This is a genomic window from Ignatzschineria ureiclastica (assembly GCF_003121845.1).
GTDB lineage: Bacteria > Pseudomonadota > Gammaproteobacteria > Cardiobacteriales > Wohlfahrtiimonadaceae > Ignatzschineria > Ignatzschineria ureiclastica.
Map to the genome: position 1 here is coordinate 90,961 of NZ_QEWQ01000004.1, position 13,727 is coordinate 104,687.

The 13,727-nt window shown below is 39.0% G+C and carries 9 protein-coding genes; 1 reads left to right on the forward strand and 8 read right to left on the reverse strand.

Going from position 1 to position 13,727, the window contains the following annotated elements:
- Positions 1 to 656: 656 nt before the first annotated feature.
- The 4 genes from DC083_RS06115 to cysS all read right to left on the reverse strand — a co-directional run bounded on the left by DC083_RS06115 (position 657) and on the right by cysS (position 5,383).
- Positions 657 to 2,333: a coiled-coil domain-containing protein gene (locus DC083_RS06115; protein ID WP_109189353.1), complete on the reverse strand. Its 1,677-nt coding sequence runs from the start codon at positions 2,331 to 2,333 to the stop codon at positions 657 to 659.
- A gap of 79 nt (positions 2,334 to 2,412) precedes the next feature.
- Positions 2,413 to 3,483: a chorismate synthase gene (aroC, locus tag DC083_RS06120; protein WP_109189354.1), complete on the reverse strand. Its 1,071-nt coding sequence runs from the start codon at positions 3,481 to 3,483 to the stop codon at positions 2,413 to 2,415.
- A 263-nt stretch (positions 3,484 to 3,746) separates the two neighbouring features.
- Positions 3,747 to 4,022, reverse strand: coding sequence for an HP0495 family protein (locus DC083_RS06125; RefSeq protein WP_026879166.1), 276 nt, complete (start codon positions 4,020 to 4,022; stop codon positions 3,747 to 3,749).
- Complete coding sequence (gene cysS / locus DC083_RS06130; protein WP_109189355.1) at positions 4,019 to 5,383, reverse strand: cysteine--tRNA ligase; 1,365 nt, start codon at positions 5,381 to 5,383, stop codon at positions 4,019 to 4,021. The genes DC083_RS06125 and cysS overlap by 4 nt, the downstream gene beginning before the upstream one ends.
- A gap of 260 nt (positions 5,384 to 5,643) precedes the next feature.
- Between cysS and DC083_RS06135 the strand changes: the two genes are divergently transcribed.
- The gene (locus tag DC083_RS06135; RefSeq protein WP_109189356.1) at positions 5,644 to 6,900 is read left to right on the forward strand and encodes a multidrug effflux MFS transporter; all 1,257 of its coding nucleotides are present in this window, start codon (positions 5,644 to 5,646) and stop codon (positions 6,898 to 6,900) included.
- Between the two features lie 337 nt (positions 6,901 to 7,237).
- On the opposite strand, the gene dnaJ is transcribed toward DC083_RS06135, so the two are convergent.
- The 4 genes from dnaJ to DC083_RS06155 form a co-directional block, all read right to left on the reverse strand.
- Positions 7,238 to 8,395, reverse strand: coding sequence for a molecular chaperone DnaJ (gene dnaJ / locus DC083_RS06140; protein ID WP_109189357.1), 1,158 nt, complete (start codon positions 8,393 to 8,395; stop codon positions 7,238 to 7,240).
- A gap of 326 nt (positions 8,396 to 8,721) precedes the next feature.
- Positions 8,722 to 10,638: a molecular chaperone DnaK gene (gene dnaK / locus DC083_RS06145; RefSeq protein ID WP_109189358.1), complete on the reverse strand. Its 1,917-nt coding sequence runs from the start codon at positions 10,636 to 10,638 to the stop codon at positions 8,722 to 8,724.
- Positions 10,639 to 11,373: 735 nt separating this feature from the next.
- On the reverse strand, positions 11,374 to 12,150 hold the full coding sequence (locus tag DC083_RS06150) for a YggS family pyridoxal phosphate-dependent enzyme (RefSeq protein ID WP_229822370.1): 777 nt from the start codon (positions 12,148 to 12,150) through the stop codon (positions 11,374 to 11,376).
- 129 nt (positions 12,151 to 12,279) lie between these two features.
- Entirely contained in the window at positions 12,280 to 13,659 is a 1,380-nt protein-coding gene (locus DC083_RS06155) for a sigma-54-dependent transcriptional regulator (RefSeq protein ID WP_109189359.1), read from the reverse strand.
- Positions 13,660 to 13,727: the final 68 nt, after the last annotated feature.

The window sequence follows — 13,727 nt, forward strand, 5'->3', positions numbered from 1 at the left end:
ATTTTTTATGATTTTTGAAACTTATTTAGAAAGATAGAAATCTTAGATTGACGATTAAAATAGATTTGAAAATGCTCTCTATTAGGCCGGTTTCAAAGAATAGTGTTTTTTATGAGCGCTTTTATGAAGATGTTTTTTGGCAACATGAATCAATAAAATAAAAATGGTAGAAAAAATTGTTAAAAAATCTATAAAAATCTCTAAAAAAGCACTAAATAACAAAAAGTAAGCTATATGAATCTATAGCAAATTGGATCTAAAAAAATGGTTTTTAAACAGCTATTGTGGGGTTTAAAAGAACATCAAACCGCGCTAAACAACTTTTACAAGATGCCGAATAAAATAGTTTTCTCCCTTTTTATAACCGATGCGCCGGCATTTAAATAAGCTTAGTTTGAACCGATATTGCTATATAAATAGGAAAGCAATATATGGGAACAAGGTAGGGGAATAAGGTAGGGAAATAAGATATAAAAGCGTGAAATGGGCCTATTCTCCTAATAAGGCATAACAAAAAACCTAGTAAAATGATGGCACTTATTTGTGATTCATTTTACTAGGTTAATATTTCATTAGGCGAGCATTTTGCTCGCTTAATAGCGATAGACCACTGAGGGATCTAATCAATGTTGAGAGTATCTGCCTAACTATGATGATTAGAGATTCTCTGTGAGCAGAATAGACCAACCATTATCTCTTGCTGTATGGATAATTGCGCTATTAAGCGCTCCTTTGGCTTTGAGGTAATGTTTCGCTGAATGTTGTGTCATCTCTGCAATGATTTGATAACTTGTACTATTGCTACTAATGAGTTGGCGAATATTGAAACTGAGATGTTTAATCATCGCCGGCAATGCTTCATCTACGAGCTTCATCTCTGCATAGATCCCTTCTTGCATTTTTGCTTTGACATCATCAAAATCTAAGCGTGCTTCCGGCGTATCTTCGAGAGTAAAGTTAAGGGTTAAACTATATCCGCGCGAAAGATTACTAAATTTCAGTTTATAAAATTCACTTGTACCCATCACAATGGTAGAGCCATCATGGTCAAGATAGACGGATTCAGGCGTTTGACGGAGAACTTGAACAATACGTTTATCCGGCAATAAGAGAATATCGCCTTTACGGCTTGGGAACCAAAGTTCATCGTTTACCGTTTCTCGAGAATAGAGTTTATCGATGAGATCGATTGTGACTCGTAATTTACCATTATCAAGAAGTGGATTGGTAAGATAGACGTTATTGAGGTTGATCTTAGTAATTTCCCAAGGGATATCATTATAGAGAATACGTTCTCCTTCTCGTGCTTGGCCAAGATTGAGAAAAACTCGTAGTTTATTGATATAGCTAGGGATTTTTGCGCGAAAACTGATGGCTAACATTAATAGAATGAGGCCCACGATTCCAAAGAGCATGATATTGCCACTAGTGTGTAATATGACCAGAAAGATGGAGATCGAGAAGATGATATTGAACGATTGGAAGATCAATAACATTAAGCGCCATTTAAAGTTCGTGACACGACTTTTATCTTGTTGTTGATAACGAGTAAATATTAAAATTAAGCGACTGAGAATATAGTAGAAACCAACAGAAACTACGATTGCAATGAGTATCGCTAACCCTTCATTTTTGATAAAACTCCAAAGATTATCTGTAAATTTCACAAAGAAACTACGATTATCTGTGAGATCTTGTAGTTTAAGCTCAACAATATTTTTTTGATGTTCGATCGATTTTAGACGATCAAGCCATTCATCATCTAGTTTAGTAATGAGCTTTACAGATTGCGGATTAAGTTGTGCTTGATCGATACTTTTGAGAGTCGCAATTCCTTCATTTGCCAGCTCAATTTTTTTGCTGAGCTCTTTTTGTTCCTCAATTAATTGATCACGTGTTCGTGCTTTTTCGGTCATTCTCTGCATTTGTGCAAAGAAAGGTTGGAGTATTTGCAAAACTTCTTGTTGCCAGTTGTAATTGAGGTTTGTTGCAGGTTCTTCGGCCGCGGGCTCTTGAAAAAGAGAGAGGTCGATACCGCCTAGAACGGTCTGTTCAAAGAGCGCATTAAAATCTTTACTCTGATTATTGAGTGTTTGTAATCGTTGAGTTAAGTCCGTTTTCTCATCTTCGGAAAGATTACTATCTTTCAGCTGAGTTTGTAACGCTTTTTTACGTTGATTAATGTCCTCAAGCTTTAGTTCAATATCATTTAGCTTTTCAGCACGTTGATCACTAGAGAGATCATTGGCAAAAGTAAGAGGCGCAAAGCTAGAGAGACAAAATGAAAATAACAATAAGAGAATTATCAATGGCTTCCGTTGATATATTCGCATATTAATTCCTTTTATAAGTGGGTTAAGATAGGTAAATTGATTATGGGAAATAAACTATCCTACTGATTTTAATAGTTGTTTATTGTACGCCATTTTGTCCTCGATTTCTTAAAGCATGATCGAGTAGAACAATCGCTAACATCGCTTCAGCAATCGGCGTTGCTCGAATACCCACACAAGGATCATGTCGGCCTTGTGTGATAACAGTCGTTTCAGCCCCGTTAGTATCAATTGTACGACCTTCTAAGCGTAGGCTTGAAGTCGGTTTGAGTGCCATATGGGCAATGATAGGCTGGCCTGAAGAGATTCCCCCTAAAATACCGCCGGCGTGATTAGAGAGAAAACCATCAGCGGTAATTTCATCACGAAATTCAGTGCCAAGTGCTTCAATACAATCAAAACCATCGCCAATTTCAACGCCTTTTACAGCATTAATACCCATCAATGCATGGGCAATATCAGCATCTAAACGATCGAATACGGGTTCACCTAAGCCGACAGGTACATTGTCAGCGATAACGGTTACTTTAGCGCCGATAGAATTGCCTGATTTACGCAGTTGATCCATATAGGTTTCAAGCTCTGCGATATCTTGTAAATTCGGCCAAAAGAATGGATTTTGGGTATCTTCAATGGCTGATTTATCAAAAGTGCTCGGTTTAATGGGGCCTAATTGGGAAAGGTAGCCATAAATTTCCGTATTAAAGAGCTTTTTGAGTGCGGCTTTAGCAATAGCGCCGGCAGCAACACGAATCGCTGTTTCTCGAGCGCTAGAGCGTCCTCCACCGCGATAATCTCGAAAACCGTATTTGTGATGATAGGTAAAATCAGCATGCCCGGGACGGAAGAGATTTTGAATATTACTATAATCTTTCGAGCGTTGATCTTCATTTTCAATCAGCAGTGCAATGGAAGTGCCGGTTGTTTTGCCTTCAAAAACACCTGAAAGAATAGAGACACGATCGGCTTCTCGGCGCTGTGTCGTATGGCGTGATTGACCCGGTTTTCGACGATCAAGATCCACTTGCAACATTGCCTCGTCAATTTCAATACCGGCTGGGCAACCATCGACAATGGCGACTAGCGCTTTACCATGACTTTCGCCTGCCGTAGAAACTGTAAATAATTGACCGATACTATTGCCGGACATAGATTTTCCCTCACTTGTGATAATTTTCTGAATCTTGTTATGGTATGATAAATAATCGGAGATTCCAATAGTTAGCAGTAGTTAACTGTGACTATCAGTCGCTCTCATTACCGTTTGTAGCATTTCTTATAGCATAAAAAATCCTCGGGTAACAGCCGAGGATTTTTAGATACTTTAACCTTGTTACTCAACCTTATTGCTAATCGATTATAGATTGTGCATTGCCAAAGTATCCCTTGATCATAAACCTACTCTTATGAATCTTAAATTGCAAAGAGAACACGTTTCTCATCTTTGAGTAATTCATAGACTTTATCGATGTGTCCTTGCTCAGTGACGTAAACATCAATCGTTAAAGAGAGATATTTTCCTGTTTTACTCAAATTACGTTTAATACGATCATGATCGAGATTAGGATCAACCTCAGTCATCAACGCAATAATAGTCTCTTCAAATTCAGGGGTATTTTCTCCGGTCACTTTGAAAGCAAAGTGGCAGGGAAATTCAACGAGTGCTTCACCAGTTTCTGGATTAATCATGATATTTTTCTCCATGTTGTTTGGCCATTTTTATCCTCAAGGGCAATTCCGAGCGCTGCGAGCTCATCACGAATACGATCTGATTCTGCCCAATTCTTATCTGCTCTTGCTTGGTTGCGTGCAATAATCATCGCATCAATATCGATACTAAGATTTTCTGTATCACCTTGTAAGAATTGTTTCGGATCTTGTTGCAACAATCCTAAGACAGCGCCGAGTTCTTTAAGGATTGTATAGTAAATGGCATCTTGAGTTTTGTTATAGGTTGTTGCTGCTTCATATAATATGGAGATGGCAAGGGCAGAATTAAAGTCATCATCCATCGCTGCATAGAATTTATCCAGTAAAGGATGAGATTCTGGTAGTGCAGGGAGTTCAGCTGGCACGTTGCTGAGTGCGGTGTAAAGTCGGCGTAAGCCATTACCTGCTTGGGTAATCGTTTCATTAGAGTAGTTGATATGACTACGATAATGGGTGCTTAAAATAAAGAAACGTAGCACTTCTGCCGGGTAGACTTCTAAGATTTCACGAATGGTAAAGAAGTTGCCGAGCGATTTACTCATCTTCTCATTATCAATATTGATAAAGCCATTATGCATCCAATAATTAGCCATCTTCTCATCGTGGCAGCCTTCTGATTGGGCAATTTCACACTCATGATGAGGGAATTTAAGATCCATGCCACCGCCATGAATATCAAAATGAATGCCGAGTTCTTCTTCACTCATTACAGAGCATTCAATATGCCAACCGGGGCGACCGGGGCCAAATGGTGAATCCCAAGCAGGTTCGCCTTCTTTCGCATGCTTCCAAAGCACAAAATCAACGGGATCTTCTTTAAATTGATCTACGGCGACACGCTCACCGGCGCGTAGTTCATCAATAGATTGATTCGATAATTTTCCATACTCTTTGAAAGCGCGGACACGATAGTACACATCTCCATTATCAGCACGATAGGCCAGCCCCTTATCCATCAATTTGCTGATCATAGTGATCATACCTTCAACATGCGCTGTTGCTCGAGGCTCACTATCAGGGGATAGGATATTGAGCGCTTCACAATCCTCGTGCATTTTGTCGATAAATTCGCTTGTCAAGGCTTGAATGGTAATACCACGTTCTTGTGCACGTGCAATAATTTTGTCATCAATATCGGTGATATTACGGACAAATTTCACTTGATAGCCTTTATGACGAAAATAACGATTAATCATATCAAATGCCACTAATGACCTCGCATGACCAATATGACAGTAATCGTAGACGGTCATTCCACAGACATACATTTTAATCTTATTCTCTTCAAGGGGAACAAAAGTCTCTTTTTGTCGTGTAAGGCTATTATATAGTTGAATCATAGGTTACTCTCTATCGCTAAATTTCGATCAATAATGAAGCAAGGACATTTAAAGCAGTTATTCTAGCGCATCTCATAGGGTAATGGTACGTAAAGGGCAGAAATTCTTCCATTTAGCGACTATTTAGCTTTAATTTAGAGCTATGTTACAATTCTACAGGCTAGTTGCTTGATCAAAGTAGGTTCTCACAGCTTGAATTTTGATAGTTCTTCGCAACTGAAGCTCTTTATAATAGATAATAGAGGAAAGACACTGATTTTATGGCGATATATACACCTACTAAGCTTCCTAAAGTTCCATTATTGGTCATTATTATTACATTAATGGGGGCATTTGGACCGATGTCGATTGATCTCTATTTACCGGCATTTCTACAAATTCAAGAGGGATTAGCGACAACGGATGCTGAGGTGAAGAAGACATTGACCTTTTTCTTGATCGGTTTGTGTATTGGTATGATGTTTTATGGACCTCTGTCGGATAAATATGGCCGGCGGAATATTATTCTCTTTGGAGCTGTTGTTTACTCCTTAACGAGTATTGGCAGTACATTAATCTCTTATGTAGAGAGCTTACAAGTGCTACGTCTGTTACAAGCCATTGGTGCAGGTGCTTGTATGGTGGTTGGGCGTGCGGTAATACGAGATGTTTTTAAAGGTAAACAAGTTGCGGTGATGATGTCTGTAGTGCAGGTCATTATGATGATTGCACCGCTCTTAGCACCTCTTGTCGGTGTTATGGTTCTGAAGTTTTTTAATAATTGGCGTGCGCTCTTTTGGGTATTGACACTTTTTGGCTCTTTGGCATTTTTCCTGACATTTTTCTTTTTACCGGAAACCTATAAAAAAGGAGATCGCCCGGATATTACTCTCAAAGGGACATTTTATAACTATTATTTGATCCTCAAAGATCGCCGTTCATTAGGAGCGATGCTCGGCTGTGCATTGCCGGCAGGAATGGTATTTGCTTATGTCACCGGATCCTCCTATCTCTATCAAGGGACTTACGGATTATCAGAATTCCAATTTAGTCTACTATTTGGTCTCAATATTGTTGGTGTGATCATTAGTGCATTTATGAATATCGTTTTACTTCGCCGATTTAATATTGCAACACTGGCGATCTTTGGGCTTATTTGGATTAGTCTGGCCGGTATCTTAATGCTTTTAATTGGCGATCGCTCTTTATGGGGATTCTTCTTCTCTACTTTTATGCTCATGTGTGTTTCTGGTTTTATTGGGAATAATATTATCTCTCAAATTATTGAGCTTAATTACAATCGGGCAGGGGCAGCAATGGCACTTAATTCGGCCACGCAATTCTTTGTCGGGGCTGTCGCAAGTTCTATTGTAATGAAAGATCAATCGATGCTTACAACTGTTATGGGAGTTTCGGGATTATTGGGCGCAATTGCGTATTTCTTCCTATTCCAACCATGGAAAGAGTTACCAAGTGCGAGTAGTGCGGATATTGCACAGGATGATAAGATCGCGCAAAAATCTGAGGTTGCTGATTAGATTCGTAATGAGTGCTCAAGAGCACTATAGTAAATTTGGTTTAAGAAAAATGGTTTTTCAGCAGCTATTGTGGGATTTCAAAAACATAAAAGCGTACTAAACAACACTTGCAAGATGCCGGATAGAACAGTTTCCTTATTTATTACAACCGATGCGCCGGCATTTAAATACGCTTATTTTGAATCGATCGTACGATAAAAGCGAGAGCATTAAAAAATGGGTACTAAAAAACGCATTCCACACTGCTGAAATGCGTTTTTAATATCTTTATCGTTGTGTGTGAGAATGCCACCAATCTTTAAGGTGGCGAAACCACTTTTGTAACTTCTCGCTGGCTCTATTTACCCAAGTCTTCGAAAAATCGTTTTGCTTTGTCAAGCCAGCTATTTTGCTTAGGGGCGTGGTTTTCTCCCAATGTTTCCCCAAATTTACGAAGCATATCCTTCTGTTCATTGCTGAGTTTTACAGGTGTTTCAACTTTAATGGTACAGTATAGATCGCCTTGCGCGCCGCCACGAACCGGTTTGACACCTTTACCACGTAATCTGAAGACGCGATCAGTTTGTGTTTCCGCTGGAATTTTAAGATTTACTCGACCATCTAAGGTAGGCACTTCAATCTCACCACCGAGTGCCGCTGTTGTAAAACTTACAGGGACTTCACAGTAGAGGTTTTCATTTTCTCGAGTGAAAATGGCATGTTTTTTCACGCGGATTTGTACATATAAATCTCCGTTAGGTCCGCCGTTTTCACCCGCTTCTCCTTCACCGGATAGACGAATACGATCACCGGTATCCACACCTGCAGGTACTTTAACTTCGAGCGTTTTATTTTTCTTCACATTACCGGTACCATGACAATGTTTACATGGATTGGTGATTTTCTTACCACGACCATGGCAGTCAGGACAGGTCTGTTGCACAGAGAAGAAACCTTGAGAGACTCTCACTTGTCCTGCACCATGACAGGTAGGGCAGGTCACAGGTTCAGAACCTTCTGCTGCACCGGTTCCATTACAGTAGTGACAGTGAACGGTTGTAGGAACTGTAATACGAGTAGTGGTACCGAATACAGCTTCTTCAAGCGTGACATCAAGCTGATAACCGATATCATCTCCCCGATAAGCGCGCGGACCACTGCTCGCACCACCTCGACCACCGCCGAAGAAGTCACCAAAGATATCGCTAAAACCGCCATTGCCACCAAAAATATCCTCGAAGCCGCCAAATCCACCTTGACCGCCACCGCCAAATCCGCCAGCTTGGCCATTGACACCAGCATGACCAAAACGGTCATAAGCAGCCTTTTTCTCTTCATCAGAGAGGATTTCATATGCTTTTTGTACTTCTTTGAATTTTTCTTCTGCCGCTTCTTTATCATCGGCATTACGATCTGGGTGATATTTACCCGCTAACCGTCTGTAAGCTTTACGAATTTCATCTTGTGTTGCCGTTTTAGAAACACCTAATACTTCGTAATAATCCCGTTCTGCCATAAATGCTTGTCCTTACTTATTGATCTTATCTAAATGTTTTTAAATTTTGTTTGAATGTTATCAGAATATCGTTGAAATATTGTGAATTTATTACTTATGTATTACCTATGTAATACTTATCTGCCATGATAGCGCTATAGCGTTATAAATAGCGTTCAATATCAAAACTATTTATCGATAGAAATTTAGGGTTGTAACCTTTTATGAGGTTCAAATTTTATAAATGTTCTATTGATAAAGGGTTTCAAGATTGTTGTATTGTGATCTGTAAAATAGGATACCCCGTTAAGAGGTATCCTACTATTAACTATTACAAGTGTTAAACCTTATTGGTTTTTCTTGTCATCTTTAACTTCTTCAAACTCAGCGTCGACGACATTTTCATCTTTGGCTTCAGCAGCCTCAGCGCCTGCAGCATCACCTTGTTCAGCGTATGCTTTTTGTGCTAATGCGCCAGCTAATTCAGTGAGTTTTTCAGTTTTGCCTTTGATATCATCAAGGTCACTACCTTTTACTGCAACTTTAAGCTCTTCGATCGCCGCTTCAATAGCTGTTTTTTCTGATTCTTCTACTTTATTTGCTAAATCTTTAATTGATTTTTCAGAAGCATGAATCATCTGTTCTGCCATATTGCGTGCTGAAACAAGCTCTTGGAATTTCTTATCTTCTTCCGCATGTTTTTCAGCATCTTTCACCATTTTTTCGATATCAGCTTCTGATAAACCTGAGTTAGAGCGAATTTGGATAGATTGCTCTTTACCAGTTGCTTTATCTTTTGCCGAAACGTTCATAATACCGTCAGAATCGATATCAAATGTCACTTCGATCTGTGGTGTTCCACGTGGTGCTGGTGGAATATCAGAAAGATCAAACTGACCTAAAGAGTGGTTTTCTGATGCTTGAGGACGTTCACCTTGTAATACATGGATTGTTACTGCAGGCTGATTGTCTTGTGCTGTAGAGAAGACTTGGCTTGCTTTAGTAGGAATCGTTGTATTTTTCTCAATGAGTTTTGTCATCACGCCACCCATAGTTTCGATACCAAGTGATAGCGGGGTTACATCAAGAAGAAGAACGTCTTTAACATCGCCCCCTAATACACCCCCTTGAACTGCCGCACCAGATGCTACTGCTTCATCAGGGTTAACATCGTGACGTGGCTCTTTACCAAAGAACTCTTTCACTTTTTCTTGTACTTTAGGCATACGAGTTTGACCACCGACTAAGATCACTTCGTCGATTTGTCCCGCTGATAAACCTGCATCTTTAAGTGCGATACGGCAAGGCTCTAAAGTACGCTCAACTAAATCTTCTGTTAACGCTTCTAATTTAGCACGTGTCATCTTGATATTAAGATGTTTAGGTCCTGTATTATCTGCTGTGATGTAAGGTAAGTTGATCTCTGTTTGCTGTGCAGAAGAGAGTTCAATTTTCGCTTTTTCACCTGCGTCTTTAAGACGTTGTAATGCTAGTGGGTCATTTTGTAAGTCAATGCCTGACTCTTTTTTGAATTCTTCAACAAGATAGTTGATTACTGCATTATCGAAGTCTTCACCACCTAGGAATGTATCCCCATTTGTAGAGAGTACTTCAAATTGTTTGTCACCATCAAAGTCTGCAATCTCAATGATAGAGATATCGAATGTACCACCACCTAAGTCGAATACTGCAACTTTTTTCTCGCCTTTAGTATCTTTATCAAGACCATATGCAAGCGCTGCTGCTGTTGGTTCGTTGATGATACGTTTTACATCGAGACCAGCAATGCGGCCTGCATCTTTAGTCGCTTGACGCTGCGCATCATTGAAGTATGCAGGAACGGTAATAACCGCTTCAGTTACTTTTTCGCCGAGATATTTTTCAGCAGTCTCTTTCATTTTCATTAGAACGCGTGCTGAAACTTCTGGTGGTGCCATTTTTTGGTTATCTAATACTTCAACCCAAGCATCGCCATTATCTGCTTTGATAATAGAGAAAGGAACGATCTCTCTATCTTTTTGTACTTCTGCGTCATCAAAACGGCGACCAATGAGACGTTTGATTGCATACAACGTATTTTTAGGGTTTGTGATTGCCTGACGTTTTGCAGGTTCACCGGTTAATACTTCATCTGGTGTGTAAGCAACAATTGAAGGGGTAGTGCGATCGCCTTCAGCGTTTTCAATAACGCGAACTTTATCGCCTTCCATTACCGCAACACATGAGTTAGTTGTACCTAAGTCAATACCAATAATTTTAGCCATTATTCTATTTCCTTTTTATTAAGTGATACTTGAATTACAAGATAATGAATCAAAGTAAATCGAGTAAAAATATCTGTTTTAAATTGATGTTTAAATATACTTTTGAATGAACTTTTAATATTAAAAACTTGTTGGGCTGAACTACAGTTTTGAATGAATGGGATAATCATTGTTTATTATCTGCTTATGAGTCCATTCGCCCGTTTCTGAGTACAATATGGGAACGATTTTTAAGACTTCAAGTGATTTATTCAAAAAAATACAAAAAAATTGAAAAAACCGTAGTCTTAGTGCACACATTGAGGTAAATCTTCTTGAATTTACCTTATTTCATCTAAACGGAATCGGATAATGAGCAAAGTAATGGACAAGGTAATAATTATCTAATAATCATTCACGCTGTAAGCCTGCCTCTATTGAACGATTGGTAATATGTAGGTAGAAAATAGAAATTCAAGTTCTTATAGTAAATTTTGTTTAAGAAAAATGGTTTTTTAAACAGCTATTACGGGATTTTAAAAAAAATCAAACCGTGCTAGACAACACTTGCAAGATGCCGGATAGAACAGCTTTCGCACTTCTTACAACTGATGCACCGGCATTTTAATAAACTTATTTTGAACCGATTTCACGATATATTGTTCAAAGAAGATACAATAATGAAGAAGCAATAAAGAAAGCACAACAAAGTTGCTGTGCTTATCCGATGATATTGTGAAAGTTAATACTCGATGATTATCGAGCACCAAATATATCACTTCCCACACGAAGTAGTGTCGAGCCCTCTAAGATTGCAAGCTCTAAGTCACCACTCATACCCATTGATAAAGTTGTGGCATCAGCCGGAAGTAATCCTTGAGTACGCATCTTTTCACTCAGTATTCGTAGGTCAGCAAATCCTTGTCGAATCAGTTTTTCATCTTCAGTCTGTAGACCTATGGTCATTAATCCTTCTATTTTCAGGGTTGAGAAAGAAGCAATATCCTCCAAAAATTGCGGTAATTCATCAGGTAAAACCCCTTGTTTGTTAGGGTCAAGGCTACTATTAACCTGTATCAGAATCCGTTTTTGCAGATGATTATCGAGTGCATATTGATGAATTCTTCGTGCGATTCGTAAGCGATCGACACTTTGTATGCAATCGGCAAGTTTAGTGACTTCATTGACTTTATTACCTTGTAAAGCGCCAATAAAATGCGTTTCTCGAGGGGTAACGTAAGAAATTGCTTCAGCAGAAATTGACTGCTGAGTGATGTCAGCTATCTCTTTATTAGAGGTAGGCATAGATGCCGGTATTAAAAAGGGGGCTTTTTCAACCAGTTCTTGTGCGCGGTTTTCACCAATTAACCCATAACCTAAACGAATAGCTTCATTAATCACTTCAGGCGTTCGGGTTTTGGTGGCTAATAATAGGGTAATATCAGCCGGCGCTCGTGATGCTTTATGAGCCGCTTCTACAATGCGCTCATTAATTTTTTCTAAATTTGCGTGTAATTGCGCTTGAGTAATCACAGGTAAAATATCCTCAATTTTCGAATGGATAATGAATATTGCTCAATCAATATCTAGGACTTAACAAATATCTAAGGCTCAATAAATATCTAAGGCTCAATAAATAGATAATGCTTAATCAATCTTCGATTAATAGCCTTTTTTAGGATCGATATCTAAAGATTTGAGTTTTCGATAGAGATTAGTGCGTTCCATGCCGACAAGTTCTGCAAGATTCGCAATATTACCTTCTGAGCGTTCATATTGGGCAATGAGGTAAGCCCGTTCAAACTGTTCGCGTGCTTCTCTCAAGGGTAAGTGAAGCAGTAAATGATCAGTCGAGGTAAATGCGCTACTCTCTTCTAATTTACTATCTTGCTCTAAAGCTTGATTAACTTCATCTAACGTGACTTCATCACTTTTACCTAGGATTAAGAGACGCTGGATAATATTTTTAAGCGTTAAATGATTACCTTTCCAATAGTGATTGCGTAAACGATTTTGTGCCGCAATTGAGAAATGGCGATAGGTGAGATGTTTATCTTCCACGAAATGATGCACATAGTAGTTGATCAACTCGGGAACATCTTCAGGATGATCTGCTAGTGATGGAATTTCAATCACGACAACATTAATAAGGTGCCATAGACGTTCATCAAACTCATCATTTTCTACAAGATTGAAAAGAGAGGGTTGTGCTGAAAAGAGATAGCGAATATTCGTCGGAACAATCGCTCCTGTTTGAGGTTGCGTATATGATTTAGTCTGCAGTAAATCGTAGAGCAGTCTTTGTGCACGATCATCAGCTTGCTCAATATTACTGACATATAGTGTACCACCATCGATAGATTGCAATAATTTTGAGCGCTTATCTGCATTTTCGATTAATTCTTTCATCTCTGTAAGTGTGAGAGAATTAAAGCTAAGTTCAAAAAATGGCGCTGCTTTACGATGTGATTGATGATGAATATAACTTGCAATGCCGGCAACTTCTGAGCCAAAAGTATGAATTAAAAGGATATTGGTTTCTGATTTTGCCGCCTCTTTGAGTTTTTGTCGTAGGTGATTCATCATCGAACTTCTACCGATTGGCTCAAATGGCGGGATATCTAAAGGTTTAATTCCTTCTTGTGAAGCAACGGTGGGCATCTCTTTCACTTCTTGCAGTGTTTTTTCTACCACAAGTAAGAGTTTGGCTAATGTTAAAGGTTTCTCTAGAAAATCAGAAGCGCCTAGTTTAGTTGCTTCGATCGCATGCTCTAAAGTTCCATGTCCACTCATCATAATGACAGGGCAGTGTAAGTCATTATTCTCTTTCCAGGATTGTAAAAGAGAGATCCCATCAATATCCGGCATCCAAATATCGAGTAAAATCAGATCTGGTTCCCGTTTTGCTTTAAGAGCCTTCGCTTCATTGCCATTATAGGCCATCGCTACTTCATATCCTTCATCTTGCAGGATATCGCTGACAAGGTTACAGATATCTTTCTCATCATCTACGATTAATATGTAAGGTTTTTCCGATAGCATAGCAGTTACATCTCTCTTTATGTTCAGATAAGGTTAATCCCCGATTAGCGCAATATGACATATAAATT